The organism is Bradyrhizobium sp. USDA 4506, from assembly GCF_054058795.1.
The window spans coordinates 5,071,176-5,097,864 of record NZ_JBSSBM010000002.1; the positions used below are offsets into that span (position 1 = coordinate 5,071,176).

A 26,689-nucleotide genomic window follows, 5' to 3' on the forward strand; every position below is an offset into this window, starting at 1 on the left:
CTACCAGCTCCCCGAGGCGCCGCCGCCGCCGAAGCTGCCGCCTCCGCCACTGAAGCCGCCGCTATCGCTCGAGCTCGAGCCGCTGCTCCAGCCCCCGCCGCCGGACCAGCCGCCGCCGCGCCGGTACGGTCCCGAGCCTGCCGTCGGACCGCCGAAGTTCAATCCGCCGAAGATCAGCGCCGCGACGGCGGCGAACAGACCGACCACCAGCGCCGTGGCGAGCGAGCCGGCTACCATCCAGGTGAAGACGCCGACGACACCGCCGGTCGCGACCGAGCCCAACAACCGCCCCAGTATCCCGCGCAACACGCCGGCCACGATGATGACGATAAAGATTGTCACCGGATTGGCGAAGTCGACCAGGTTCGGCCCTTGCCAATGCTCGGGCTCCGGCGCCGGCAATTGCTCGCCATTGATCAGGCGGATCATCCGGTCGACGCCGGCCGAGATGCCGCCGGCGAAATCGCCGGCCTTAAATTTCGGCGTGATGTCTTCGTCGATGATGCGATGGGTGACGGCATCGCTCAGCACGCCTTCGAGGCCATAGCCGACCTCGATGCGCAAGTGCCGGTCGTTCTTGGCGACGACTAGGAGCGCACCGTCGTCGACCTTCTTGCGCCCGATCTTCCAGGCCTCGGCCACGCGGATCGAGAACTGCTCGATGGTTTCCTCGCCCGTGGTCGGCACGATCAAGACCGCGATCTGGCTGCCCTTGCGGGCTTCCAGATCCTTCAGCCGGTCGGTGAGCGAGGCGACAGCGCTCGCCGACAGCGTCCCGGTCTGGTCGACGACGCGGCCGGTGAGCGGAGGCACCGCGACCTCGGCCCATGCCGGGCACACGAAGCCCAGCAGGAAGGCGAGCAGGATGACGCGTGCGGCGGTCATCGCGATGCGCGCACCCGGCGCTATTTCGACGGCGCGGGGGCCGGTGACGGATTATTGAAATCGACCTTCGGCGCGGTCGATATTTCCTTTTCATTGTCGACCGTGAAGTTGGGCTTCTCCTTGTAGCCGAACGCCATCGCGGTCAGATTGTTCGGGAAGGTGCGGATGCCGACGTTGTAGTCCTGTACCGCCTTGATGTAGCGATTGCGCGCCACGGTGATGCGGTTCTCGGTGCCCTCGAGCTGCGCCATCAGGTCGCGGAACAGCGCGTCCGATTTCAGCTGCGGATAATTTTCAGTGACGACCAGCAGCCGCGACAGCGCGCTGGTCAGTTCACCCTGGGCCTGCGTGAACTTCTGGAATGCGGCCGGGTCGTTGAGCACCTCCGGCGTTGCCTGGATGCTGCCGACCTTGGCGCGCGCGTTGGTGACGCCGAGCAGCACGTCCTTCTCCTGCTGCGCAAAGCCCTTCACGGAGTTGACCAGGTTGGGCACGAGATCGGCGCGCCGCTGGTACTGGTTCACCACCTCCGACCAGCTCGACTTCACCTGCTCGTCACTGGTCTGGATCGCGTTGTAGCCGCAGTTGGTCAGGCTCAATGTCGCCAGCGCTGCGAGCACGGTCCAAAGCTTGCGCATGAAGATGGTCCTCCCCGGGTGGATTCTGCGTCAGCGTAACAGATTTTCGCCGGATAATCCCGTGCGGCGGATTTCGCGGCCTCTTTTGCGGATGATGACGCTTGCCTATCCCTGCCCGCGCCGTTCATCATGGCGAAAAAATCGATCGCGGGAGGGATCCATTGGCGTCTGAACAATTCGAGACGATTGTTGTCGAACGGCCCGAGCCCGCGATCGCGCGGATCGTGATGAACCGCCCCGAGGCCCGCAACGCCCAGAACCTGCAGATGACCTACGACCTCAACGCTGCCTTCGACCGGGCGGTGCAGGACGACGCGGTCAAGGTCATCATCCTCGCCGGCAACGGCCCGCATTTCTCGGCCGGTCACGATCTCAGGCCAGGGGCCAAGAACCAGGCCGGTGTCGATTTCCCGCCAGTCGGAAATTGGGGCGGCTTCGCCGAGCCCAACGCCCATGGCCGCTTCGCGCGCGAGCAGGAGATCTACCTGCAAATCACAAGGCGCTGGCGCAATCTGGCAAAGCCGACCATCGCCGAGGTACACGGCAAGTGCATTGCCGGCGGACTGATGCTGGCCTGGGCCTGCGACCTGATTGTTGCCAGCAACGATGCCGAGTTCTGCGACCCCGTGGTGACGATGGGCGTATGCGGCGTCGAGTGGTTCGTGCATCCCTGGGAGCTCGGCGCGCGCAAGGCCAAGGAGATGCTGTTCACCGCCGATGTCTGGAGTGCCGACGAGGCGCATCGCCTCGGCATGGTCAATCACGTGGTGCCGCGCGGCGATCTCTCGTCCTTCACGCTGGCGCTGGCGCGGCGGATCGCCGCAAAGCCCGCCTTTGCGCTGAAGCTTTCCAAGGAGGCGGTGAACCGCTCCATCGACATCATGGGACAGCCAGCCGCGATCGATCAGGCCTTCGCGCTGCATCAGCTCTGCCACGCCCACAACCTTCAGGAATTCGGCATGGTGGTGGACCCCGCGGGTCTGCATCCCTCCGTCAAGAAAACCGCCAACGTGTAGTCAGCCAGATGGACCTCACCCTCAGCGACGAGCAGCGCCTGCTGCGCGAAAGTGCCGACCGCTTCGTGGCGGAAACCTTTAGCCCCGAGCATCGCAGGAAAGCGGCGAACGATCCGCTGGGCTATTCGCCCGCGATCTGGAAACAGTTCGCCGAGCTCGGCTGGCTGGCGCTGCCGATCAGTGAAGCCCATGGCGGGCTCGGCGGCGGCGCGATCGAGATCGGACTGCTGATGGAAGCGTTCGGCCGCGGACTGGTGTCCGAGCCGTTCCTCTCCACGGTCGTGATCGGCGCCGCGCTGGTCGCCGAGTGCGGCACCGAGGCGCAGAAGCAGGCGATCCTGCCCAAAATCGGCGAGGGCGCGCTCACGCTCGCTTTCGCGCATTCCGAGCGCGCCGCGCGCTTCGATCTCGCTCATGTCGACACGACGGCCGGCAAGACGGCCGACGGTTGGCGCCTGAACGGCAGCAAGATCGCCGTGCTCGATGGCGCGGCAGCCGACCAGGTCATCGTCTCGGCCCGTATCGCCAACGCCAATGGTGCATCCGGCAAGCTTGCCTTGTTTTTGCTGTCGGCGGGAACGCCTGGTCTCACGCTGCGCGACTACGCGCGGGTCGGCGGCGGGCGCGGCTGTAATCTTGATCTGAAGGACGTGCAGTTGCCCGCCGATGCGCTGCTCGGCGACGGCAGTGACGCGCTGCCGGCGATCGAAATCGTGGTCGACCGTGCGATGGCCGCGCTCGGCGCCGAGGCGGTCGGCATCATGCAGACGCTGCTCGACACCACGCTCGAATATACAAAGATCCGCAAGCAGTTCGGCCGGCCGCTATCGGCCAACCAGGTGATCCGCCATCGCCTCGCCGACGTAGCGATGCAGGTCGACGAGGCGCGCTCGATGGCGTTGCGCGCCGCGCTGATGGCCAATGCCGAGCCTGTGGCCCGCAGCCGTGCGGCGTCCGGCGCCAAGGCGAAGATCGGCAAATGCGCGCGCTTCGTCGCCGAACAGGCGGTGCAGCTGCACGGCGCGATGGGTGTCACCGAGGAGCTCGACATCGGCGCCTATTTCAAGCGGCTGCTCGCCTTCGACACGCTGTTCGGCAACAGCGCCCATCATTATCGCCGCCACGCCGCGCTCAGCGGCCGCGCCCACGCCTAACGGAGAGCGCACCATGGATCTCACCTTCAGCGCCGAGGAACGCGCGTTCGAGCAGGAAGTCCGCGATTTCATTGCCGGGAGCCTGACGCCGGAGATGAAGCGCGCCACCGCGCTGACGCCGTCGGTGTTCTCGGACCCCGACATCGGCATGGCGTGGCAGCGCGCGCTGCACAAGAAGGGCTGGGGTGCGCCGGGCTGGCCGGTGGACCATGGCGGACCGGACTGGACGCCGGCACAGCGCTGGATCTTCGAGGCCGAGTGCGCACGCGCCGGCGTGCCCAATGTCAACGTGATGGGCGTGAAGATGGTCGGCCCCGTCATCATCGGCTTCGGCTCGCCCGAGCAGCAGAACTTTTACCTCCCGCGGATTCTCTCCGGCGAGGATTACTGGTGCCAGGGCTATTCCGAGCCGGGCTCGGGCTCTGACCTCGCCTCGCTGAAAACGCGCGCGGTGCGCGACGGCGACGACTACATCATCAACGGCACCAAGATCTGGACCACGCACGCCCACCACGCCAACCGCATGTTCGCGCTGGTGCGCACCAGCGACGGCGAGCGGCAGCAGGACGGCATCAGCTTCATCCTGATCGACATGAAGACGCCGGGTATCACCACGCGCCCGATCCTGACCATCGGCGGCGACCACGAGGTCAACCAGGTGTTCTTCGACGACGTCCGCGTTCCCGTCGCCAATCGCGTCGGCGAGGAAGGCAAGGGCTGGACCTACGGCAAATATCTGCTCGAATTCGAGCGCGGCTCCGGCATCGCGTCGGCCAAGCTGCGCGAGGCGCTGAAGACGATCACCGATCTCGCTGGCTCCGAGGTTACCGGCCGCGCCATCGAGGATCCCGATATCGCGGTCCGGATGTCGGAGGTCGAGGTCGATATCGATGCGCTCGAGATGACCGAGCTCAGGGTGCTGTCGGCGCTGCAGACCGGGCAGAATCCCGGCGCGGTGTCGTCGCTGATCAAGCTCCGCGTCAGCGAGATCCGCCAGGCAGTGACGCGGCTCGGCGTCGACGTGATCGGCCAGGACGGGCTTGCCGTCGAGCCGGCGCGGCCGTTCTACCGGCTCAACCACGAGCCGGCGATCCCCGAAGAACTGCTGCCGGTGGTGCCGGAATATCTCAACGGCCGCGCCTATACGATCTTCGGCGGATCGTCCGAGATCCAGCGCGACATCATCGCGAAGATGGTGCTGGGACTGTAGGGCACCGTCGTTCCGGGGCATCGCAAAGCGATGAACCTCAGGTGCGCAATTGCGCACCGGGGAACCTCGATGTTGTGGCGCGAGATTCCGGGTTCGCGCTAACGCGCGCCCCGGAATGACGGTGGAGGAGAAAGCGCGGCCTATGCCGCCCCCACCTTGGCGTCGCGGATCGCCTGCCAGATCTTCGACGGCGTCAGCGGCGTGTTCAGCTGGGTGATCCCGACCTCGCTCAGCGCATCCATCACGCCGTTGGTGATGCAGGGCGGCCCGCCGATCGCGCCGGACTCGCCGCAGCCCTTGGCACCCAGCGGATTGGTCTTGCACGGCGCGGAGCCATCGAGCGTCACCGTGATCGGCGGAATGTCGTCCGCGCGCGGGATGCAATAGTCCTGATAGCTCGCGGTCAGCAGCTGGCCTTCCTCGCTATAGGCCACGCCTTCATACAGCGCCTGGCCGATGCCCTGGACAACGCCGCCGTGCACCTGCCCCGTCACCAGCATCGGATTGACCGCGACGCCGACGTCGTCGACCGTGGTGTAGCGCACCACCCGTGTGACGCCGGTCTCCGGATCGATCTCGACCTCGCAGATATGGGTGCCGTTCGGCCAGCTCGGCCCGTCGACATTGCCTTCGCTCTCGACCGAGAGCTTTGCGCCGTTCTCCTTGGCCGCGATCTCGAACAGGCTGATGCGCCTGTCGGTGCCGACCACGGTGAGGAAGCCGTCGCGATACTCGATGTCCTCGACGGAGGCTTCCAGCAAATTGGAGGCCTTGTCGCGCGCCTTGTTGATCATGTCGTTGCTGGAGACCGCAACCGCGGTGCCGCCGACGAACAGCGAACGCGAGCCGACGCTGCCGAAGCCGGTGGCGAGATCCGTGTCGCCCTGAATCACATCGATCTTGTCCATGGCGATGCCGAGCGTATCAGCGATCATCTGGGTGTAGGTGGTGGCGAGGCCCTGCCCCATCGCCATCGTGCCGGAATGCAGGATGACGCGGCCCTCGGCGGTCGCGTGCAGCGAGACGTTCTCGGTGTGGGCGCGGCCGCCGGTCCACTCGATGTAGCTGGTGAGACCGCGGCCGTAGAGCAGGCCCTTCTTCTTCGCCGCCTTCTTGCGCGCGGCAAAGCCGTTCCAGTCGGCCAAATCGGACGCGCGCTCCAGCATGTGCGCGAAGGCGCCGGAGTCGTACACCTGCCCGACCGCATTGGTGTAGGGCAGCTGCACCGGCTTGATGTAGTTGACCTTGCGGATGGTGCGCGGGTCCATGCCGATCTGGCGCGCGGCGGCGTCGAACAGCCGCTCGACGATGAACACCGCCTCGGGCCTGCCGGCGCCGCGATAGGCGCCGACCGGCGCGGTGTGGGTCATCACCGACTTCACCTCGAAATGCACCAGCGGCAGGTCGTAGACGCCGGTCTGCACGAACGGGCCGAGCACCAGCGGAATGATGTTGGCGGTGCCCGACGAATAGGCCCCGGTGCCGCCGATCGAGCGCACCCGGTAGGCCAGCACGCGGCCCTTGGCGTCGAGCGCGAACTCGCCGGTCGAGGTCAGGTCGCGGCCATGGGTGCCGCCGACGAACTCGTCGGTGCGGTCGCCGCGCCAGCGGATCTTCTCGTTCAGCTTGGTCGCGGCATAGGCGACGATGCCGTCTTCCGGATACAGGCTGGTCTTCTGGCCGAAGCCGCCGCCGATGTCGCCGACCAGCACGCGCACGCTGTCCTTCGGCCGCTTCAGGATCGATTCCGCCAAGAGGTCGCGGGTCGAACCCGGAGTCTGCGACTGCACGTGCAGAATCAGCCGGCCGGTCTTCTTCTCGATCTCGGCAATGGTCGAGCGCGGCTCCATCGCCGACGGCACCAGGCGCTGGCTGACCAGGTCGAGCGACACCTTGTGCGCGGCATTGGCGAAGGCTTCCTCCACCTTGGCGGCGTCGCCATAGCTCATCGCGGCCACGATGTTGTCGGGCGCCTCCGGCCAGACCGCCGGCGCACCGGGCTTGATCGCCTCGACCGGATCGACCACCGAGGGCAGCACCTCGTAATCGATCTCGATCGCCTCGGCCGCGGTCTACGCCAGCACCCGCGAGGTCGCGACCACGGCCGCGACGCCCTCGCCCGCGTAACGCACCACATCATGCGCCAGCAGGCGCCGTGGCGGCACGGTCATCGGCGAGCCGTCGGGCCGCTTGAAGATCGCAAGCGTCGGCAGCGTGCCGATATCGTCCTTGACGAGGTCGGCGCCGGTATAGACGGCCTTGACGCCCGGCATCTCCAGCGCCGCCCTGGCGTCGATCGACTTAATGTTGGCGTGGGCGTGCGGCGAGCGCAGCACGTGCAGCCAGAGCGCACCGTCCTGCGGCTTGTCGTCGATGAAATGCCCCTTCCCGGTGACCAGCCGCTGGTCTTCCAGACGCTTGACTGGCTGGCCCGCACCAAAACGCATATTGCCGGGAAGAATGTTCATCAGAGGGTCCTTCGAGCTTCCAAGAATTTCCAGAGAATTTGGCGGGGGTTTTAGCGGATTTTGGCGGCCTGACAACCACGCGCCGGCCGGAGGACAGGCGTCTCGTCGCGCGGCGCGCGGAAGCACAATCCGGTGGCACGCGTCAGGCCAGTGACGACATTATTGCGCCCGGCCGATATCGACGATGGCGACCTCGACATCGCGCGCCGAGCCGTCGCGGTTCACGCTGAGCCGCACCTTCTTGCCGACCCCGATCTGCTCGAGCTGGTCGGCCAGATCGGAGAGCCGGTGGACCGGCTTGCCGTCGACCGCGGTGATCACGTCGCCGAGTTCACCGGTCGACATGTCGACCCCGCGTATCCCGGCGCGCTCGGCCGGCGATCCCGGTGTCGTGCGCACCACGATCAATCCTTCGGCACCGATACGCGTGGCGACCGCCTCATTCGCGGTCACGATGCCGATCCCCGGCGTCGGCACGCGGCCGTTGCGGATCAGCTCGGGCACCACGCGATTGACGATGTCGACCGGGATCGCGAAGCCGATGCCGGCATTCGAGCCCGACGGCGACAGGATCGCCGTGGTCACGCCGATCAGCCGGCCGGCAGAATCGAGCAACGGGCCGCCCGAATTGCCCGGATTGATCGCGGTGTCGGTCTGGATCACGTTGGAGATCTCGCGGCCGCTCGAGGTCGGCAGCCGGCGCTTGAGCGCGCTGATGATGCCGCTGGACATCGATTGATCGAGCCCGAACGGATTGCCGATCGCGTAGGCGAACTGGCCGACCTTGAGATCGGCCGAGCTGCCGAGCGCCAGTGACGGCGGCAGCTTGCGCGCGCTGCGGATGCGCAGCACGGCCAGATCGTAGTTCGGCGCCGTGCCGACGATTTCGGCGCGTACCGCTTCGCCGGAGGCAAAGCGGATGGCGACCTGGCTTGCGTTCTGCACCACGTGGTTGTTGGTAACGACGTGGCCGTCATTGTCCCAGACAATGCCGGTGCCCGACGCCGCGCCGCTTTCCTGATCCTCGCTCAGCGGATTGGCGGCGGTTTGCGTCACCACCTGCACGACCGACGGCGAGACCTTCTCGAAGATCTCGACATTGGCCTTTTCGGCATCCGACAGCGCGCCGCGCTCGGTGACCGCGCGGGCAGCCGGGCCGCTCCACGGCGCCTGACGGATGCTGCCGGCCGCGAAGATCAGCAGAATGGCCGCGATCACGGCCAGGACAAGGACGGTACGCCGATTCATTGGTGTGCTCCACGCAACAAACGCGCTGACCAAGCGGAGGTTTCCGGCATGGCCAAGGCGGATTGCCCGGCATTTTGCCGCGCAGCCCCCCGACGGCCTCAGCCCAGATCGCGCAACGCCGCCTCGACCACCTTGCGCTGCTCGGCCGTGAGCGGCGCCTGCGGCGGCACGGGATCGCCGACGTCGTAGCCCTGGCTCGCGAGCCCGGCCTTGATGCAGGCGGCGAGGTTGAAGCGGGCAAACGCCTCGTTGATGCGCCACAGCTTGCGCTGCAGGGCCATCGCCTCATCCCAGCGGGTGCGGCGGCACAGATTGTAGAGCTCGACACTCTGCCGCGGGATGATGCAGGCCGGGCCCGCCATCCAGCCGTGGCCGCCGATCAGCATCACCGCGGCCGGAATATGGGCGGAGGCCGAGAACACTTTCAGGCTGTCGCCGCAACGGTTCATGATCGACAGCAGCCGCCCGGTGTTGGTCGAGGCGTCCTTGATGTAGCCGATGCGCGGATGCCCGGCGAGCCGCGCGATGACGTCGAGCGTGAGGTCGGAGCGCTGGAAATTCGGATTGGTGTAGATCACGACCGGAATGTCGACGGCATCGGCGATGGCACGGAAATAGGCTTCCACCTGCGCGTCGCCGACCGGAAAATACGCCTCCATGATCGCGAGAATGCCGGTCGCGCCGCGCTTCTGGTAGGCCTTGGCCTGCGCCACCGCATCCGCCGTCGAGGTCGAGGCGACGCCGGCGACCACCTGCACGCGGCCCTGCGCGGCCTCGATCGTGGTCGCCACCACCTGCATGCGCTGCGCATTGTTGAGATAGGCGAACTCGCCGGTCGAACCGAGCGGCGTCAGGCCGTGGACGCCGGCCTTGACCAGATCGTCGCAGAGCCGGGCCCAGCACCTCGGTGCGGACATGGCCGGCAGGGTCGACCGGGGACACCAGGTACGGAAAGACGCCGTGGAAATCAGCCATTTGCGAGCCTCGTTGACGGCGAGACATAATCGGGATCGTGCGCAAAGGGAAGCGGCGCGCCGCTGCGCATGGCGCCGAGCACCGCTGCGAAATCCGTGCCGGCGCGGAAACCGAGCAGCCGTTCGGCCTTGCTCGCGTCGTAGATCCGGCCGATCGATTTCGGCAGGCGCCAGCCACGCCGCGCGAACAGCGCCGGCGCATCGGGGAACGTGCGCGCGATCACCCCGGCCGCGTCGGTCTTCAGGTCGGCGACATCGCTGCGCGCAAACGGCGTCGGCGCGCTGATCACGAAGACCTCGAAGCCGCGGATCTTCTCGAGCGCCACGACATGGGCATCGGCGGCGTCCTCGACGGTGAGGCGGCGGTACAGCAGCTCGGTCGCCTTCAGGTTCTCGCCATGGATGTCGCGGATGGTATCGTCATCCTCGGGGAAGAAGCGGCTAGTGCGCAGCACCGCACAGTTCAGCCCGTGCTCGCGGCTGTACAGACGGCACAGCCCTTCAGCGGCGAGTTTTGTCACTCCGTAAATGTTGCGCGGCTCGAGCGGCCCTGTCGTCTCGTCGAGCCACACCGCAGCATGGCCCTCCTCGTCGCGGATCGCCTGCGAGATCATCAGCGACGTCGTCGAGGTGAAGACGAAACGGGCGTGGCCGGCAGCCACGGCTGCCTGCAGCAAATTGAGCGTGCCTGACACATTGACGTCGACAAAGGCCTGCGGCGCGAACCGCTCGATATCGGGCTTGTGCAACGCGCCGCCATGGATCACGGCCTCGATGCCGTAATCCGCGAACACGCGCTCGACCACCGATCGCTCGGCTACCGAGCCTGTGACATCGGTCGCCTCGCCCGGGACGACGTCGAGGCCGACCACATCATGGCCGGCCTGTCGAAGCCGCGGCGCGAGGAAACGGCCGAGCCAGCCGGAGGAGCCGGTCAACAATATTCGCATGAGGTCCGCCCGGCCCGCGCCTTTCAGAACACCTTGGCGATCGCGGCCTGCGCGTCGCCCTGGATCTGCTTCAGATGATCCGGCCCGCGGAAGCTTTCGGCGTAGATCTTGTAGACATCCTCGGTGCCGGAGGGACGCGCGGCGAACCAGCCCGCCTCGCTCTCGACCTTGATGCCGCCAAACGGCTGGTCGTTGCCCGGCGCCTTGGTCCTGACCGCGCGCACGGCATCGCCGGCGAGCTGCGTCATGTTGAGCTGATCGGGCCCGAGCGCCTTCAGCGCGTTCTTCTGCTTCGGCGTCGCCGCCACATCGATGCGCTCGTAATAGGGAACGCCGAGTTCGGCGGTCAGTTCGCCGAACAATTCGCTCGGATCGCGGCCGGTCTTGGCGATGATCTCGGCCGCCAGGAGGCCGAGGATGATGCCGTCCTTGTCGGTGGTCCACACCGAGCCGTCGCGCTTCAGGAACGATGCGCCCGCGCTCTCCTCGCCGGCAAAGCCGAAGCCGCCGCTGCCCAGCCCGTCGACGAACCATTTGAAGCCGACCGGCGTCTCGACCAGCTTGCGGCCCAGCTTCTTCGCGACGCGATCGATGATCGAGCTCGACACGATGGTCTTGCCGATCGCGGCGTCCTTGCTCCATTGCGGCCGGTGCGCGAACAGATAGGCGATCGCGGTGGCAAGGAAGTGGTTCGGGTTCATCAGCCCGTTCGAGCGGGTCACGATGCCGTGGCGGTCGGCGTCGGTGTCGTTGGCGAAGGCGACGTCGAAACGGTCGCGCATCCCGATCAGGCTCGCCATCGCATAAGGCGACGAGCAGTCCATCCGGATCTTGCCGTCCCAGTCCGCGGTCATGAAGCGGAAGGTCGGATCGACCGCCTCGTTGACGACTGACGCGTTGATGCCGTAGCGCGCGATGATCGGCTGCCAGTAGTGCACCGCCGCGCCGCCGAGCGGGTCGATGCCGATCTTGACGCCGGCAGACTTGATCAGCGCGAGATCGACGGTGTTGCCGAGATCGGCGACATAGGGCGTGATGTAGTCGTGCAGATGCGTGGTCGCGGCCTTGCGCGCGCGATCATAGGACAGCCGCGCGACGCCCTTGAGGCCGGCCTCGATATAACGGTTGGCGTTCTTCTCGACTACGGCGGTGACGTCGGTGTCGGCCGGACCACCATGCGGTGGATTGTATTTGTAGCCGCCGTCCTCCGGCGGGTTGTGTGACGGCGTGATGACGACGCCGTCGGCGAGGCCCGTGCTGCGGCCCTTGTTGTAGCTCAGAATCGCATGCGAGATCACCGGCGTCGGGGTGTAGCCGCCCTGCGCGTCGATCATGATCTCGACGCCGTTCGCCGCGAACACCTCGACCGCGCTGGCCAGCGCCGGCTCAGCCAGCGCATGGGTGTCGATGCCGATGAACAGCGGCCCGGTGAGACCCTTCTCGCGCCGGTAATCGCAGATCGCCTGCGTGGTGGCGAGGATATGGTCCTCGTTGAAGGAATTCTTCAGCGACGAGCCGCGATGGCCCGAGGTGCCGAACGCAACCCGCTGAGCGGGATCGCCAGCGTCGGGCTTGCCGGCAAAATAGGCCGTGACCAGCCGCGGCACATTGGCGAGCTGGGCGGGATCGATGGGTTTGCCGGCGGCAGGATTTGGTGCAGTCACGTGACCTCTCAGATCTGGTATCGCCGACCATCTGCGCAATGGTGATGCAGTGGCGTGCTACCATGGCGGCTTACGTTCAATCAAGCCGAGGGCTTTTCGTTCCTTGGCCACCGCAGCAATGCTTCAGCTTCTTGTTTGAGCATGATCTCCGCGCAAACGCTTTGCGTTTGTCGCGAGGGAAAACCGCTTCGCACTTTGCGCTAACGCGGCCCTTCGGGTCCGGATCATGCTCTACGACACATCGATCTGCTGCACCTTCTCGCGCAATTCGTCGACCAGCACCCGCTTGTTCTCGGTATAGTCGATCGGCACCACGACAAGATGCACGCCTCCGCCGGAAAACGCCCGTTCCAGGGTCGGAACGATCGCATCCGTGCTCGCGATCCGCGAACCCTTGGCGCCGTAGCTTTCGGCGTATTTGACGAAATCCGGATTGCCGAAGGTCAGGCCGAAATCCGGGAAATTGTCGACCGCCTGCTTCCAGCGGATCATGCCGTAGGCGGAATCCTCCAGGATCAGGATCACCAGATTGAGCTTGAGGCGGACCGCGGTCTCGAGCTCCTGCGAGTTCATCATGAAGCCGCCATCGCCACAGACCGCGAGCACGCGGTTGTTCGGATACAGCATCGCCGCCATCATCGCCGACGGCAGGCCGGCGCCCATGGTCGCGAGCGCGTTGTCGAGCAGCAGCGAGTTCGCGAGCAGCGTGCGGTAATTGCGTGCGAACCAGATCTTGTACATGCCGTTGTCGAGCGCGACGATGCCGTCCTCCGGAATGACCTGCCGCACATCGTGCACGATGCGCTGCGGTGTCGGCGGCCAGCGGCCCTCGGTGGCGCGATCGGTGATCTTGGCCAGAATGCTCTGGCGCAGGCTGAGCAGCGCGCTGGCATGCGGCAGCTTCCCCTCGACCCGATCGGCCAGCAATTCGAGGCTCGGCCCGACATCGCCGATCACCTCGCATTGCGGGAAATAGACCTGCTCGACCGTTGCCGGCATGTAGCTGACATGGATCACCTGCGGCCCCTTCGGGCCCATGATGAAAGGCGGCTTCTCGACCGTGTCGTGACCGATCGCGATGATGAGGTCGGCGCGGTCGATCGCCTCGTGCACATAGTCGCGCTCGCTCAGCGCGGCGGTCCCCATATACTGATTGGTGCCGCCCGATACCGTGCCCTTGCCCATCTGCGTGGTAATGAACGGGATTTTCGTGCGCCGCACGAAGTCACCGATCCCGGCAGTCGAACGCGGACGCGATGCCGCAGCACCAAGCATGATCAGCGGGCGCTGCGCCTTCAGGATCATGTCGGCGGCGCGGTCGAGCGCAGCCGCGTGCGCGATCGGAATTTCGATCGGATGCGGCGGTATCATTTCGACCGGCGCAATCTCCTCGCCTGCGATATCCTCCGGCAGTTCGAGCAGCACCGGCCCCGGCCGTTCCTGCGTCGCAATTCGGAAGGCGTCGCGGACCAGGGTCGGAATGGTCGCGCCGCTGACGATCTGCAGCGACAGCTTGGTCAGCGGACGGAACGTGTTGACGATGTCGACGATCTGGAACTTGGCCTGCCGGCTGCTCAAAATGCCCTTCTGGCCGGTCAGCATCACCATCGGCATCGCGCCGAGCAGCGCGTAGGCCGCACCCGTGGTGAGGTTGAGCGCGCCGGGGCCAAGCGTCGTCATGCAGACGCCGGGCCTTCCGGTCAGCCGGCCATAGGTCGCCGCCATGAACGCCGCCGCCTGCTCGTGGCGCGTGACGATCAGCTTGATCGAGGATTTGCGCAGGCTCTCGACGACGTCGAGATTCTCCTCGCCGGGGACGCCGAACACCCGCTCCACGCCCTCATTCTCGAGGGCAGCGACCAGCAAATCGGAACCTTTGACCATCTCAGCCTCGCATCGTTGATTGCATGCCGCGCCCGAAGCATAGCCGCATCGCGCGCCGCCGGAAACTGCTTCGCGAGCTCACGGCTTGTGCGCCCTGATCCAGGCGTCGGCGGCGGGCAACACGCGCGCGGCAAGATCGGCCGAGATTGCGATCGCCTGCACCGATCGCGCCACCATCACCCGTCCGCCGGTGGTTGATTGCGACGGAGCAAACGCGGCCAGTTCCGCCGCGTGCGCCTCATCGGTAAAATTGGCCATGAAGTTCGGCACGAACTGGTCGCGGAAGTTCGGCCCCTGCCTTGCCAGCAACGTATCGAAATTGGTCCGGACGAAGTCCCAGGCGAGCTGCGGCTGCTCGCCTGAGGACGCAACCGCGTTGATCATCCCCGTCACGATCGTGTCGGGCAATTCGTCGGTCAGCGTCAACGCCAGCGTCGCCCGCGCCAATTCGGCATCGCGGGCGCTTGCCGCCGCGAGATAATAGCGCAGCCGTTCATTGGTCGCCGTGCTGTTGCGCGCCAGCGCCAGCAGCTGTTCGTAGGTCGCCCGATCGGCGGTCACACCGACAACATGCGTGACGGCATCGCGCAATGCGGTCGGAAGCGAATTGGGATCATCGACGAATGCCGCAAAGCGCCGCTTCGCTTCCGCCACAATAGCCGCATCCCCGAGGTCGCCAAGCGTCGAGATCAGGCTTGCACGCAGCAATGCAGTGTCATCGTCGCCTGAACCGGCGCCGTCCCATCCGATCCGATCGAACACCGGGCGCAGCTTGGCGCGGGCATAGGCCTGGATCACCGGCCGCTCGGTGCGGTCGCGCGACAGGCGGTTCAGCGCGGCAAATGTCGAGATCACCTGGTCCCACACCGCGCGATGGTCACCGGCATCGAGCGCATCAAGCAGCGCGAGATAGAACGGCGCCTCCGCGCGGCCCGCCTGCACCAGCGCCCAGCTGTCGGTAACGACATTGAGACGGTCGGCGACCTGCATTTGCGGGAATGCGTTCAGCAACGCCGCACGGTTCTTCGGGCCATACTCGACCCTGTAGTAACCGACGTCGCCGAGGTTGACCTTGATCGCATCGCCGCAGGCGCCGGCCGGGATATCGGTGCTCCCCTTCAACAATATCTCGTCGAACGGCTTGCCATGCGCCGGTCCGACCGCAACGGGGATCTGCCAGTTGCGGGCCGGCAGCGGCGGATTGTTGGCCGGCGCGATCACGAAGCGATCCTGCCGCAAGGTCAGACGTTGCGCCATGCCGTCGCAGGCCGCCTCGGCGACGACCAGCGGCACGCCGTCCTGCTCGGAGAAGGAGGCGGCGATACCGGTGATGGTCTTGCCGGCGCTACTCTCGAGCGCCTGCCAGAGATCAGCGGTCGTCGCGTTGCTGTAGGCATGCGCGGCCATGTATTTGCGGATGCCGTCGCGGAACGCCGGTTCGCCGAGATAGGTCTCGAGCATGCGGATCAGCGCCTGCCCCTTGTTGTAGGTGATGGCGTCGAATGCCGTGACCGCTTCGCTGTGATCGGCAATCGGCTGCTGCACGGGATGCGAGGTGCGCCGCGCATCGAGCGCCATGGCGAACTGCTTCGCGCCGTAGCCGTTCAGCCAGCCCTGCCATTGCGGATAGAACTGCTCCGAGGCCTTGGTTGCCATCCAGCTGGCAAAGCCCTCGTTGAGCCAGAGATTGTCCCACCACGCCATGGTGACGAGATCGCCGAACCACATATGCGCCATCTCGTGCGCGATGATGGCGAAGATGCCACGCCGCGCGGTCTCGGCGGACGTCGCGGGATCGAACAGCAGCCGGCTCTCGAAGAAGGTGATGCCGCCCCAATTCTCCATCGCGCCGCCGAACCCGCCGGGAACGGCGATCAGGTCGAGCTTCGGCAACGGATATTTGACGCCGAAATAGTCGTTGTAATAGGCGAGCAGCTTCACCGCGCTGTCGAGCGCGAACCGGCCCTGGCCGCCCTTGCCCTCCGTCGTCACCACGCCGACCGTGACGCCGCCGGCATCCGCTGTGACGTGCTCGAGCTCGCCGACCGTGAGCACGAACAGATAGCTCGACATCTTCGGCGTCGGCGCGAACGCAACCTTCTTGAGATCGCCGGCGACCGGCTCTTCGCCGGCCACGGGCATGTTGCCGACCGCGAGCAGATTGCGCGGAATGACGACGGTCAGCGCGAAGCTCGCCTTGAACGACGGCTCGTCCCAGCACGGGAAGATCCGCCTTGCATCGGCCGGCTCCAGCTTGCTGGAGATCATCCGCTTGACCCCGGTCCTGGTCGGGTAGTCGACCGAGAACAGGCCGGTGCCGAATTTGTTGATCTGCGCCGTGAAGGCGATGCGCAGCTTGTGGCGGCCGGCCGCAAGCGGCCTGGCGAAGGTCAGCGTTGCGGTCTGCGCGGTGGCGTCGGTCGCGACCTCCGCGCGCTGGGCGCCGTCATCGATCGTAACCTCTGCGAATGTCGTGTTGACCGCGTTCAGCGTCAGCTGCGCGGTCGCCTCGCGCACCTCGATGTCGACGGTTTCGACGCCTGGCAGAGCGAGGCCCGTGATATCAGGTGTCAGCTCGATCGCGTAATGCAACGGGACGACCGTCTTCGGTAGCTTTCCGGGCGTGCGGTCGAACGAAAATGTTTGCTCGGCCTGCGCGCTTGCGGCCATCGCCAAAGCCAAGCCGATCGCAGTGGCAAGACGACGCAGCAGCGCCCTTCGGACATGGGTTGCAGGCTTGTTCATCGCGCGAAGCTCACGGGAATCTCGGGGATATTCGGATGTCATTGCGGAAGGACGTAGCAGGCAATCTAGTAGAGAAAATGTCGCCACAAAACTGACAACTCCGCGACATTGACATCACAATGGTTCGCACTGATTGGTGCGCCGCTCGCCACGGCGCTTGGGCCCGCCGACCCTTGTTGCTCAACGGCGGGATGGAAGGTTAACCTACGGCCCGCATTCCAGCGGCAACGTCCGCGACGGGAGACAACAATGTTCGGAAAGTTCTCGCGCCGGCAGTTTGCCGGCCTTGCAGGCCTCTCGGCGCTCGGTTTGACCGGCCCTGCCGAGGCTGCAAGCCGTGCGTCGCGGCCGGACGGCACGAACTTTCCCACGGGCTTCGTCTGGGGCACCGCAACCTCGTCCTACCAGGTCGAGGGCGCGGTCAATGAGGACGGCCGCGGCCCATCGATCTGGGACACTTTCACCCACACATCGGGCAAGATCGAGGACGGCTCGACCGGCGACCGCGCCAACGACCACTATCACCGCTACAAGGAGGACGTTCGCCTCATCAAGGATCTCGGCGCCAAGGCGTATCGGTTTTCGATCGCCTGGCCTCGGGTATTTCCCGACGGCACCGGCACGCCGAACCCGAAGGGCCTCGACTTCTACAACCGTCTGGTCGACGAGCTGCTTGCGAACGGCATCGAGCCCTACGCCACGCTCTATCACTGGGACCTGCCGCAGGCGTTGCAGGACCGCGTCGGCGGCTGGCGCTCGCGCGACACCTCGAAGGCGTTCGGCGACTATGCCGGCTATGTGGCGCAGCGACTGACCGACCGCGTGAAGAACGTCTTCACCCTCAACGAGGTCGGACGTTTCCTCCCCTTCGGTTATGCGCTCGGCGTCGACGCCCCGGGGCTGAAGCTGCCGGCGGGCGAGGTGAACCAGGCGCGCCATCATGTGGCGCTGGCGCATGGCCTTGCGGTGCAGGCGATTCGCGCCAAAGGCCGTGCCGGCACGCGAGTCGGGCCGGCCGAGAACATCACCGCCTGCGTGCCCGCCTTCAACACGCCGGAGAACATCCGCGCCACCGAAACCGCGACCCGCGAGCTCAACGCAGGTTTTCTCGGAGTCGTCCTCGAAGGCAGGTACACCGAAGGCTTCCTGCAATATGCCGGCGCGGACGCGCCCAAATTCACCGCGGATGAGCTGAAGATCATCTCGCAGCCCAATGATTTCGTCGGGCTGAACATCTACGCGCCGCAATGCTACATCCTTGCCACCGACCATGCCCCCGGCTGGAAGCCGCTGCCGATGCCGGCTTCCTTCCCGCACATGAGCTCGGAATGGCTGCGGATCGCGCCGGAGACGATCTATTGGGCGCCGCGGATCGCCGCCAAGCTGTGGAACATCAAGAGCATCTATATCAGCGAGAACGGCACGTCCGGTGAGGACAAGGTGCATCCGGACGGGCAGATCTACGATCTCGACCGCATCATGTTCCTGCGCAACTATCTCGCCCAATTGCAGCGCGCGACCGCCGACGGGGTCCCGGTCCACGGCTATTTCCTGTGGAGCCTGATGGACAATTTCGAATGGATCTTCGGCTATGAGAAGCGCTTCGGCCTCTACCGGGTGGATTTCGAGACCCAGGCCCGGGTGCCGAAATTGAGCGCGGCGTTCTACCGCGACGTGATCGCGCGCAACGCGATCGGGGTGTGATCTATCCGGCTTGCGGCCGCGACCCGGACCACGCTCGCTTCAGCAGGTCGCGGATGCCGCTCTCCTCGATCGGCCTCGGATTCCAGTAAGGGTTCTTGGTGGCGAGCGCGGCTGCCCTTGCGATGCCGTCCTCGGGCATGCCGATCTCGGCGAGCGAGCGCGGCGCGCCGAGCCTTGCCGACAGATCGAACAGGCCATCGGCGGCGCTGGCCGCCCCAAGCGCCCTCGCCGCGCGGCTGACTGGATCGCGCGCGGCGGGCGTGTTGTAAGCGATGGTATGCGGCAGCAGCACCGCATGGGTCTCGGCATGCGGCAGGTCGAACAACGCACCGACGGTGTGGCAGAGCTTGTGATGCAGCGCCATGCCCACGGTGCCGAGACAGACCGCGCACAGCCACGCACCATAGAGCGCGTCCGCGCGCGCCTCGAGATCGCGCGGCTGCGCAATCACATCCGGCAGAGACGAGGCAAGCTTCGCAATCGCCTCTTCCGCCATCAGCGAGGTGATCGGGTTGCCGTCCCGCGCGTACAGCGCCTCGGCCGCATGCGCGATCGCGTTGAGGCCGGAGATCGCCGAGAATTTGGCCGGCATCGAGACGGTCAGGTTGACGTCGTAGATCACGGCCTCGGGCAGGATCTTCGGCGATGATTGCGTGGTCTTGACGCCGTCGACGGTCTCGCCGAGTACCGGCGTCATCTCGGAGCCGGCATAGCTGGTCGGCACGATCAGTTGCGGCAGGTCGGTGCGCAGCGCAATCGCCTTACTGAGGCCGGTCGCGGCGCCGGCGCCGATCGCAACCACGCCGTCGGGCTTGAGCTCGCGGACGATCTCCATCGCACGTTCTGTCACCGCGACCGGCGTATGCACCACTGCACCGTCGAACGATCCGGCCACACGGCCGCCGGTCAGGTCGGCGAGATCGCCGAGTTCGGCCTGCTGCCGCCGGCTCACCAGCACCAGCGCGCGATTGATGCCGAGCCGGTCGAGCTCGGCCGCCAGCTGTGCGACCGTGCCGACCCCGAACACGACCCGCATCGGGCTGACCTGGTAGGTGAACGGCTGCGCCATGGCGATTTCCGAAGCGTTGGTCAGCCGCGGCGCCAGTCGCGCGGCGTGCAGCCGAAGCGGTGCCTGAAGCGCCGCGTGAAATGCGACAGGTCGGAGAAGCCCCAGTCGAACGCGATGTCGCCGATCGCGCGCCCGGCGATCGCGGGGTCTCTCAGATCGCGCGCGGCGCCGTCGAGGCGGCGGTCCATCACATGGCTGGCGAATGTCGTGCCGGCGCGCTCGAACAGTTTGTGGACATAGCGCTCGCTGATGCCGATCGCAGCCGCAATGGCGGCAACGCCGAGCCCGGGCTCGCGCAGCCTGCCGTCCACGGCGCGGCGCAGCGCAAGCCACGTCGCATCGGCAAGGCCGGCACTCTCGGCGACGCCGGCGCGGCCGCTGCGCGACAGGCTGAGCGCGACCAGATCGAGCAGCACGCCGAACAGCCGCGCGTTGTCCGCATCCGAAGCACAGAGGGCGGATGTGTTCAGAACCTGCGCCGTCTCGGTGATGAGATGGCCGACGAAGGGATCATCCGAGACCCGCGCCGGCGCGACCTCGGGCGCCGTCGGCAGCCGTTCATCCAGCGCCTCGGCCGGCACCCAGAACGAGGCGACCTGCAGCGCCGGGCCGCGGTCGTGCAGCAGCGCGAAGCGCTGGCCGCTGTCGAAGATTCCGACCTGCCCCGGCGACAGGCTGATCTCGCGTCCCGCCTGCTGGATGCGGCAGCGGCCGGCAAGCTTCAGATTGAGGTAGTAGCAGCGCCGGCTGGACGCGGCGATGTCGGCAGCGGAGCGCCGCACGACATGCTCCGGGAAGCTGACCCGGTTGACCGCGCCATAACCGAGCCCAACGGTCTCGACGCGGGCGAGGAAGCCCGGCGTCGCCGGCGGCTCCGGCGTCAGGTTCATGAAGGCCTGGCAGATCGCCTCGCGGTAATACGCGAACTGCTCGCCGGGCCTGGTGTCCGCGGTATTCCAGCTCAGCCTGCGCGAGCGATCCGCGGCGGCGATTTGCTGCATCAGTTCACTCCGAGCCCAGTCCGGTTCGCTCACAGCCAAGCGCGTTCCGCGGGTCCAGGTCAATATCCATCAGGAAGCGGATGAAACCTGCGCGTATCCCGGGGTCGTCCGGACGCGGCAATCCAGACAGGGAGGTACAACATGTCGACCTATGTTCTCGTCCATGGCGCCTGGCATACCGGCGCCGAGTTTGAGCCGGTTGCGGCCGCCATCCGCAAGGCCGGCCATGTCGTCCACACCCCGACCATCAGGGGTAACCGCCCCGGCGACCGGAAGGACTCCGGCCTCGCCGAGGCGATCCAGTCGATCGTGGATTATCTCGCCGAGCATGACCTCAAGGACATCGTCCTGGTCGGCCACAGCTATGGCGGCATGGTCATCACCGGCGTCGCCGACGCCGCCGCGAACCGCATCCGCCGCCTCGTCTACTGGAACGCCTTTGTCCCGAACAATGGCGAATGCCTCAACGACATGGTGCCGCCGCACTATCGCGGCCTGTTCGACGCCATTCATGCCGAGCGGGGCGACGGCTCGGTGGTGCTGCCGTTCCCGATCTGGCGCGAGGCCTTCATCAACGACGCCGATCTCGAGACGGCGCAGCGCGCCTATGACAAGCTCAACCCGCACCCGCTGAAGACCTTCCAGGACAAGATCGCGCTGCGCACCAATCCGGCCGAGATGCCGATCGCAAAGTCCTACGTGAACTGCACGGAGGACACCGCGATGCCGCACAGCCTGCCCTGGCATCCACGGTTGTCGGAGAAGCTCGGACTGTTCCGCCTGGTCCAGGTGCCGGGCAGCCACGAGCTCTGCTTCTCCAATCCCGAGCGGCTGGCGCAGGCCTTCCTCGACGCCGGCCGCGATTAGCGGCCTCCGTTTCACCTCGCCCCGCGTGCGGGGGAGAGGTCGGAACGCATCATTAGATGCGTTCCGGGTGAGGGGGAGTCTCCACAAACGCAGCTATCACCGCAGATGCGGGGACGGCCCCTCACCCCAACCCTCTCCCCGTAAGAACGGGGAGAGGGAGCGCAGCGCCCTTGCTGCTCGCCCCAATCCCGTGATGCTCTACGCCACCGCTCTGTATGCTGGCGCAGTCGCGAGGAAGCGGGCATAGGCGTCGGCGTCCGGCGGCGTGAACTTTTCGACGAGCGGGTTGCGGCGCGACGCCTTGGTGCCGATGTCCGCCAACAGTTCGTCGAAATGCTTGAAGTGGTACGGCGCGACGCACAGCCCGCCATAGACGCCCGCTGCCGGACGCTCGACGCGCTTGAAGTTCAGCATCATCGCGATGTTGTCGTGCATCTCGGCCGCGCTCGGCTGCCGCGCCAGCTGGCCGTCGGCGTAGCGCACCAGCCAGTTCGCGGCGAGATCGGCGCACAGCACGGTGCAGAAGCTCGAATTGAAGCCGACAAAGCCCATGTCGGGCAGATCGGGATTGGCGATCAGCCGGTACAGCCGGTACTGCCCGTCGGGCTCGACCAGCTTGTTCTGATACTCCTCGGGCAGGAACGGCACGCCGAGCTTGTAGCCGATCGCGAGCACCGCGAGGTCGGCCGCGACGCGCTGGCCGCCGCTCATCACGATGGTCTTGCCGTCGTAATGGTCAAAGGTGCCGCGCACCGCCTTGATCCGGCCGTCGGCCACCATCGGATAGAAGCCGGGGGTTGCGATCGGCACCGAGCAGTTGACGCCGTCCTCGATCCGCTCCTTCGGCACCATGCCGCATTGCTTCAGCTTGAGCTGCATCTTCAGCATGCTCTCGAGCCCGCGCCAGTTCGCCCACACGAACGGCTTTGCCACCACATGCGCGAGGCGTGCCATCGGCCCGATGCCCCAGCTCGCAAACATCTGCTCCTGCGCGCGGATGTAGAGGATGCGCTTGAAGTTGACGAGGCCGCCGACGAAATAGGGAATCCGCCAGACCGGCTCGCGAAACACGATGGTGACTTCGCTGGCGCCGGAATTGACCGCATTCACCGCGATGTCGGTCGCCGATTTGGAGCCGCCGAGCACCACCACCTTGCGGCCCTTGGCAAGCGTTGGATCGCCGTATTGCGATGAATGCAGAATCTGCCCGCCCTGCGCCTTGAAGCCGTCCTCGCCCGCCAGCGGCAAGGCCTGCGGCTCGTTGAATTGCCCGGTGCAGACCGCGACGAAGTCGAAATCCTCGTGGCCGGTGGCGCCGTCGGTCGAGCGCAGCGCCAGCGTCCAGCCCGGCCTGCCGTCAGTGCGGCGCGTCATGCCTTCGACCTTGGTGTCGAACCGCATCGCGCCGTCGAGCCCGTGGCTGCGGGCATAGTCGCGCAAGTAGGCATGGACCTGCGGACCCTTCGGCCATTCCGGATAGGACTCCGGCATTGCCTTGTCGGTGTAGCGATAGAGCTCCTTCGGGCTCTGGGTCTGCACGTCGGGATAGGAGCGCGCCGGCTCCCAAACGCCGCCGAGATCGCCGCTGCGCTCGATGATGGTCACCTTGTGGCCGCGACCGGCAAAGGCCTTGCCGGCAGCAAGGCCGGAAATGCCGGCGCCGATGACGCACACATGCTTCTGCTTGACCATGAAACCGCTCCGAATTGAATGAACAGGTCCAATTTCGTTAAGCGCACGCGTCCCCGTCATCGCCGGAGTCCAGCTCCGGCGATTGCCGCCTCGTGTGCGTATTGTCTGTTTGACCGCCGGGCTAGTCGTTGGCTTCCGGCGGCAGGAAGTCCACCTCGTGCTCGGCGGAGATACGCACCACCTCGGCGGGGTCCTGCAGATTGTGCAGCTTCTCGAACAGCGCCTCGAGCTTCTGCATCGGCGACACCCAGAACAGCGCCCGCGCCGGCTTGTCCGACTTGTTGAAATAGCCGTGCGGGATGCCGCGCGGCATGCGCACGAGGTCGCCGGCCTTGGCCTGCACCCAGACGCCGTCGAGCTTGAGGTCGAGCACGCCTTCCTGCACCAGGATGAACTCGTCCTGGGTCGGGTGGATGTGCACCGGCACGAACTGGCCGGGATCGCTGTTGGTTTCGAACGCGAAGGTCGAGTCGGTGACCGCCTTCGGATAGTAGACCTGGCCCAGGATATTCCAGGTCTTGCCGCCGTAGCCGGTGCCGGTTCGGGTAATTCCTTTTTCGAGCGTGCCCATGTCAGCCTCTCCAGTTTTGATGCGCAGTGCCGGCACGGAGCCTGTCGCCGGCCGGTGAGGCTGTCTAGCCGATAAACGAATCCGCACCCGGCACGTTCATGCTGCAATGCGGGAGCGTTGCGCCGGCCGGCTGCTGCCCAATGCCGTCGCATCGTCCTGACCGCCGATCGGGCAGATTGCACGACGAAACGGCGTTCCCCTTTACCGCGGGATGCTCTAGGCTGCCTGATGTTTTAGACCTCAAACAACTCCGGACGGCCGTCGTGACTGCTGTTGGCAACGAGGTTTCGGCAAGCGCAAATCCGGCAAGCGCAAGGCTCAAGGATTTCGCACGCGTCGCGACGGCGCGCGTCGATGACGCGGCGGAAGCGATCGGCCGCATCTTCTGTCCGCACGATCTGACGCCGGTCGATCATTCCGCGAGCGATTTCTCCGCGCATCACAATTGTGCCGACTTCGACGGCTTCTCCGTCAACTACGTCGCTTATGGCGGGTCGGTCGCGATCAATCCCGGCTGCCTCGACCGCTTCTTCCTGTTGCAGATGCCGCTGTCCGGCTCGGCCGCGATCCGCACCGCCGCGCGCGAACTGACCACCGGACCACAGCACACGGCCTCGCTGCTGTCGCCGACCATTCCGACCGAGATGACCTGGCGCGGCGACTGCGCCCAGCTGATCTTGCTGCTCGACCGCAAGCTGGTCGAGCATCGCGCCGCGGCGCTTGGCGGCGTGGCGGTGAGGCCGGTCGAGTTCGATCCGGCCGTCGCGCTGAGCGGGCCACTCGGGCAGACGCTCTCGGCCAGGATCGAGCAGCTTGTCACGGCCGCCGAGCAGCTCGGGCCGCGCAAGACTTTGTCGGCGGTCGCGGCGGCCGATTGGCGCGAATCGTTTCTCAATGTCCTGCTCAACGGGCAGCGGCACAGCCTGAGTTCGGCGATCGATGTCTTCAACGGCCGCACCGAGGCCCAGCCGGCCGCCTTGAAACGCGTGCGCGCCTATCTCGAGAGCCGGGCAACCGAGCCGCTGGACCTCGCCGAGCTCGCGGAGATCGCGGGCACCGGCATCCGCGCGCTGCAACTCGGCTTCCGCCGTCACTTCGGCACCACCGTGTCCGAGATGCTGCTCGACATCCGCCTCGCCCATCTGAACGCCCGCCTCAAGACGGCGCGGCCGGGCGAGCGCATCGTCGATATTGCATTCGACCTCGGCTTTACCCATCTGAGCCGGATGGCGAGCGCCTACCGCGCCAAGTTCGGCGAGAGCCCGAAGGCGACCCTGCAGCGGCTGAGCTGAGCGGCAGTTCCGGGCGGCCCGGCCACGCCCTGCCCATCCGGCCAGTATCGCCGTCAGCCGCGACATCCCAGATTGAGGGAAGCCAACGGAGTTTCCCATGACCGAACCGAATATCCTGTCATCGCTGTCATCAGCCCTCGCGGAGACCATTGCGCGCGCTGGGCCCGCCATCGTCTCCGTGCATTCGCATCGCGCGCGCGCCTCCGGCTTTGTCTGGAAGGCGGGCTTGATCGTCACCGCCGACGAAGCGCTGGCTGACGAGGGCGAGATCGAAATCCAGTTCGCCGACGGCAGCCGCAGGCCAGCGACCGTCGTCGGACGCGACCACACCACCGACGTCGCGCTGCTGCACGTCGAAGGCGATGTCGCCCCCGTCAAGCTCTCGACCGAGAACCCCGCGCTGGGATCGCTCGCGGTGATCGTCGCCGCCGACCGCGGCGCGCCGACCGCGCGGCTCGGCATCGTCGCACTGTCCGGCCCGGCCTGGCGCAGCCTGCGCGGCGGCGAAATCGATGCACGGATCGAGCTCGACGTCCGGCTGCGGCACAGCCAGCAGGGCGGCCTGGCGCTGAACGCCGCGGGCGAGCCGTTCGGCATGGCCGTGCTCGGCCCGCGCCGCGTGCTGACGATCCCGGCTACGACCATCGAGCGGGTCGCAGGCCAGCTCGAGAAGAGCGGCCGCATCGCGCGCGGATATCTTGGCGTCGGATTGCAGCCGGTCCGTCTCGACGACGGCCTCGGCGCGATGGTGATGAACGTCGACAAGGCCGGCCCCTCGGCCGCCGCCGGCATCCGGCAAGGCGACGTGATCATTGCCGTGAATGGCGAGAAGCTGTCCGGCGTGCGCGCGCTGTCGCGCGGCCTCGGACCGCAGAGCGTCGGCACGGTGGTCGAGCTCACCGTGCATCGCGGCGGCGAGCCGCTGAACTTCAAGGTGACAGTCGGCGAGAGGCCCGAGACGTGAGCGGTGAGCCGGCCAACGACATCGTCATCGCGCTCGAGGTCGACGACGCCGTCCTCGCCGACCGGCTGGCGACCCTGCTCGGCAGCGTCGCCGGCCTGCGGCTCGCCGCGCCGGGCGAACAGGCCACGGCTGCGGTCGTCGCACGCAACCGCGAGGCCGCGGGCGGCGACTTCGAGCTGACGCCGCGCGAGCTCGACGTGCTGGCGCTGCTGGCGGAAGGCGCGTCCAACAAGATGATCGCACAGCGGCTCGGGATTTCCGTCCACACCGCCAAGTTTCATGTCGGCTCGCTGCTCGACAAGCTCGACGCCACCGGCCGCACCGACGCCGTCGCCCATGCCGCGCGGCGCGGGGTGATAAATTTGTGAGGGGTGGGATGACTGTTGTAGTGACGCTGAGCTGAGATTTCTCCACCCGTCGTTCCTGCGAAAGCAGGGACCCGTACGCTGCGGCGGATGTTGCAGGCAGGACTCGTCATTGTCGTCCTGGCGAAAGCCAGGACCACAACTACCGCATTTGACAGTGAACGAGATCGTGGCCCTAGCGTCGCGCAACATTGCGCACTTGGGGTAATGGGTCCTGGCCTTCGCCAGGACGACTGCGAATCTTCGTGCGCACTCGTCAGTTGCACGCAGCCACTGCACAGCGACCCCAAATCAGTGATTTGGAAAATTCCGCCCTGCGGACACCCGA

At 66.4% G+C, this 26,689-nt stretch carries 19 protein-coding genes and 2 pseudogenes; 8 read left to right on the forward strand and 13 right to left on the reverse strand.

The window, feature by feature from the left end:
* Complete coding sequence (locus tag ACVIHF_RS26245; RefSeq protein ID WP_456792774.1) at positions 1–885, reverse strand: TPM domain-containing protein; 885 nt, start codon at positions 883–885, stop codon at positions 1–3.
* Between the two features lie 20 nt (positions 886–905).
* A complete protein-coding gene (locus ACVIHF_RS26250; protein ID WP_028334935.1) occupies positions 906–1,523 on the reverse strand; it encodes a LemA family protein in 618 nt (205 codons plus the stop codon).
* Between the two features lie 161 nt (positions 1,524–1,684).
* Between ACVIHF_RS26250 and ACVIHF_RS26255 the strand changes: the two genes are divergently transcribed.
* From ACVIHF_RS26255 to ACVIHF_RS26265, 3 genes are read left to right on the forward strand one after another with little or no spacing between them, the layout of a single operon-like run.
* The gene (locus ACVIHF_RS26255; protein ID WP_038386235.1) at positions 1,685–2,539 is read left to right on the forward strand and encodes an enoyl-CoA hydratase; all 855 of its coding nucleotides are present in this window, start codon (positions 1,685–1,687) and stop codon (positions 2,537–2,539) included.
* An 8-nt stretch (positions 2,540–2,547) separates the two neighbouring features.
* Positions 2,548–3,693, forward strand: a complete 1,146-nt coding sequence (locus tag ACVIHF_RS26260) for an acyl-CoA dehydrogenase family protein (protein ID WP_456792775.1) — start codon at positions 2,548–2,550, stop codon at positions 3,691–3,693.
* Positions 3,694–3,706: 13 nt separating this feature from the next.
* The gene (locus tag ACVIHF_RS26265; protein ID WP_456792776.1) at positions 3,707–4,903 is read left to right on the forward strand and encodes an acyl-CoA dehydrogenase family protein; all 1,197 of its coding nucleotides are present in this window, start codon (positions 3,707–3,709) and stop codon (positions 4,901–4,903) included.
* A 140-nt stretch (positions 4,904–5,043) separates the two neighbouring features.
* Here ACVIHF_RS26265 and ACVIHF_RS26270 read toward each other — a convergent pair.
* The 7 genes and pseudogenes from ACVIHF_RS26270 to ACVIHF_RS26300 form a co-directional block, all read right to left on the reverse strand.
* Positions 5,044–7,371 (reverse strand): annotated as a pseudogene (locus tag ACVIHF_RS26270) (xanthine dehydrogenase family protein molybdopterin-binding subunit).
* Positions 7,372–7,530: 159 nt separating this feature from the next.
* A complete protein-coding gene (locus ACVIHF_RS26275; RefSeq protein WP_456792777.1) occupies positions 7,531–8,619 on the reverse strand; it encodes a S1C family serine protease in 1,089 nt (362 codons plus the stop codon).
* Between the two features lie 98 nt (positions 8,620–8,717).
* Positions 8,718–9,594 (reverse strand): annotated as a pseudogene (locus ACVIHF_RS26280) (dihydrodipicolinate synthase family protein).
* Positions 9,587–10,543: an NAD-dependent epimerase/dehydratase family protein gene (locus tag ACVIHF_RS26285; protein ID WP_253607255.1), complete on the reverse strand. Its 957-nt coding sequence runs from the start codon at positions 10,541–10,543 to the stop codon at positions 9,587–9,589. The pseudogene ACVIHF_RS26280 and the gene ACVIHF_RS26285 overlap by 8 nt, the downstream one beginning before the upstream one ends.
* Positions 10,544–10,566: 23 nt before the next feature.
* Positions 10,567–12,207, reverse strand: a complete 1,641-nt coding sequence (pgm, locus tag ACVIHF_RS26290; protein ID WP_253607254.1) for a phosphoglucomutase (alpha-D-glucose-1,6-bisphosphate-dependent) — start codon at positions 12,205–12,207, stop codon at positions 10,567–10,569.
* A gap of 231 nt (positions 12,208–12,438) precedes the next feature.
* A complete protein-coding gene (locus ACVIHF_RS26295; protein WP_253607253.1) occupies positions 12,439–14,091 on the reverse strand; it encodes an acetolactate synthase large subunit in 1,653 nt (550 codons plus the stop codon).
* 78 nt (positions 14,092–14,169) lie between these two features.
* Positions 14,170–16,836 carry a M1 family metallopeptidase gene (locus ACVIHF_RS26300; protein ID WP_253607252.1) on the reverse strand — a complete coding sequence of 889 codons (2,667 nt, stop codon included), beginning with the start codon at positions 16,834–16,836 and terminating at the stop codon, positions 14,170–14,172.
* Positions 16,837–17,085: 249 nt separating this feature from the next.
* Between ACVIHF_RS26300 and ACVIHF_RS26305 the strand changes: the two genes are divergently transcribed.
* Positions 17,086–18,540, forward strand: a complete 1,455-nt coding sequence (locus tag ACVIHF_RS26305) for a GH1 family beta-glucosidase (RefSeq protein WP_253607251.1) — start codon at positions 17,086–17,088, stop codon at positions 18,538–18,540.
* Between the two features lies 1 nt (position 18,541).
* Here ACVIHF_RS26305 and ACVIHF_RS26310 read toward each other — a convergent pair whose 3' ends face one another.
* Entirely contained in the window at positions 18,542–19,609 is a 1,068-nt protein-coding gene (locus ACVIHF_RS26310; RefSeq protein WP_253607250.1) for a maleylacetate reductase, read from the reverse strand.
* Between the two features lie 20 nt (positions 19,610–19,629).
* Positions 19,630–20,610 (reverse strand): helix-turn-helix domain-containing protein, encoded by a 981-nt coding sequence (locus ACVIHF_RS26315; protein WP_253607249.1) that lies wholly within the window; start codon positions 20,608–20,610, stop codon positions 19,630–19,632.
* Positions 20,611–20,751: 141 nt separating this feature from the next.
* Here ACVIHF_RS26315 and ACVIHF_RS26320 point away from each other — a divergent pair, with 141 nt between their 5' ends.
* Positions 20,752–21,477 carry an alpha/beta hydrolase gene (locus ACVIHF_RS26320; RefSeq protein WP_253607248.1) on the forward strand — a complete coding sequence of 242 codons (726 nt, stop codon included), beginning with the start codon at positions 20,752–20,754 and terminating at the stop codon, positions 21,475–21,477.
* Between the two features lie 198 nt (positions 21,478–21,675).
* Here the strand turns inward: ACVIHF_RS26320 and ACVIHF_RS26325 are convergent, their stop codons facing one another.
* Both ACVIHF_RS26325 and ACVIHF_RS26330 read right to left on the reverse strand, forming a co-directional pair.
* Complete coding sequence (locus tag ACVIHF_RS26325) at positions 21,676–23,169, reverse strand: flavin-containing monooxygenase (RefSeq protein ID WP_310880204.1); 1,494 nt, start codon at positions 23,167–23,169, stop codon at positions 21,676–21,678.
* Between the two features lie 121 nt (positions 23,170–23,290).
* The gene (locus ACVIHF_RS26330; RefSeq protein ID WP_050386854.1) at positions 23,291–23,740 is read right to left on the reverse strand and encodes a cupin domain-containing protein; all 450 of its coding nucleotides are present in this window, start codon (positions 23,738–23,740) and stop codon (positions 23,291–23,293) included.
* Positions 23,741–24,003: 263 nt separating this feature from the next.
* Between ACVIHF_RS26330 and ACVIHF_RS26335 the strand changes: the two genes are divergently transcribed.
* From ACVIHF_RS26335 to ACVIHF_RS26345, 3 genes are all read left to right on the forward strand, one after another.
* Entirely contained in the window at positions 24,004–25,032 is a 1,029-nt protein-coding gene (locus tag ACVIHF_RS26335; protein ID WP_310880205.1) for an AraC family transcriptional regulator, read from the forward strand.
* A 97-nt stretch (positions 25,033–25,129) separates the two neighbouring features.
* On the forward strand, positions 25,130–25,996 hold the full coding sequence (locus tag ACVIHF_RS26340; protein ID WP_310880206.1) for a S1C family serine protease: 867 nt from the start codon (positions 25,130–25,132) through the stop codon (positions 25,994–25,996).
* Positions 25,993–26,364: a response regulator transcription factor gene (locus ACVIHF_RS26345; RefSeq protein ID WP_057019243.1), complete on the forward strand. Its 372-nt coding sequence runs from the start codon at positions 25,993–25,995 to the stop codon at positions 26,362–26,364. Before ACVIHF_RS26340 ends, ACVIHF_RS26345 begins: the two co-directional genes overlap by 4 nt.
* Positions 26,365–26,689 lie beyond the last annotated feature (325 nt).

What these genes read in the sequence shown, in the direction of transcription:
- ACVIHF_RS26245 (WP_456792774.1), bottom strand. Translation starts at nt 885, where the DNA reads ATGACCGCCGCACGCGTCATCCTGCTCGCCTTCCTGCTGGGCTTCGTG.
- ACVIHF_RS26250 (WP_028334935.1), bottom strand. Translation starts at nt 1,523, where the DNA reads ATGCGCAAGCTTTGGACCGTGCTCGCAGCGCTGGCGACATTGAGCCTG.
- ACVIHF_RS26260 (WP_456792775.1), top strand. Translation starts at nt 2,548, where the DNA reads ATGGACCTCACCCTCAGCGACGAGCAGCGCCTGCTGCGCGAAAGTGCC.
- ACVIHF_RS26265 (WP_456792776.1), top strand. Translation starts at nt 3,707, where the DNA reads ATGGATCTCACCTTCAGCGCCGAGGAACGCGCGTTCGAGCAGGAAGTC.
- ACVIHF_RS26275 (WP_456792777.1), bottom strand. Translation starts at nt 8,619, where the DNA reads ATGAATCGGCGTACCGTCCTTGTCCTGGCCGTGATCGCGGCCATTCTG.
- ACVIHF_RS26285 (WP_253607255.1), bottom strand. Translation starts at nt 10,543, where the DNA reads ATGCGAATATTGTTGACCGGCTCCTCCGGCTGGCTCGGCCGTTTCCTC.
- ACVIHF_RS26295 (WP_253607253.1), bottom strand. Translation starts at nt 14,091, where the DNA reads ATGGTCAAAGGTTCCGATTTGCTGGTCGCTGCCCTCGAGAATGAGGGC.
- ACVIHF_RS26300 (WP_253607252.1), bottom strand. Translation starts at nt 16,836, where the DNA reads ATGAACAAGCCTGCAACCCATGTCCGAAGGGCGCTGCTGCGTCGTCTT.
- ACVIHF_RS26305 (WP_253607251.1), top strand. Translation starts at nt 17,086, where the DNA reads ATGTTCGGAAAGTTCTCGCGCCGGCAGTTTGCCGGCCTTGCAGGCCTC.
- ACVIHF_RS26310 (WP_253607250.1), bottom strand. Translation starts at nt 19,609, where the DNA reads ATGGCGCAGCCGTTCACCTACCAGGTCAGCCCGATGCGGGTCGTGTTC.
- ACVIHF_RS26315 (WP_253607249.1), bottom strand. Translation starts at nt 20,610, where the DNA reads ATGCAGCAAATCGCCGCCGCGGATCGCTCGCGCAGGCTGAGCTGGAAT.
- ACVIHF_RS26320 (WP_253607248.1), top strand. Translation starts at nt 20,752, where the DNA reads ATGTCGACCTATGTTCTCGTCCATGGCGCCTGGCATACCGGCGCCGAG.
- ACVIHF_RS26325 (WP_310880204.1), bottom strand. Translation starts at nt 23,169, where the DNA reads ATGGTCAAGCAGAAGCATGTGTGCGTCATCGGCGCCGGCATTTCCGGC.
- ACVIHF_RS26330 (WP_050386854.1), bottom strand. Translation starts at nt 23,740, where the DNA reads ATGGGCACGCTCGAAAAAGGAATTACCCGAACCGGCACCGGCTACGGC.
- ACVIHF_RS26340 (WP_310880206.1), top strand. Translation starts at nt 25,130, where the DNA reads ATGACCGAACCGAATATCCTGTCATCGCTGTCATCAGCCCTCGCGGAG.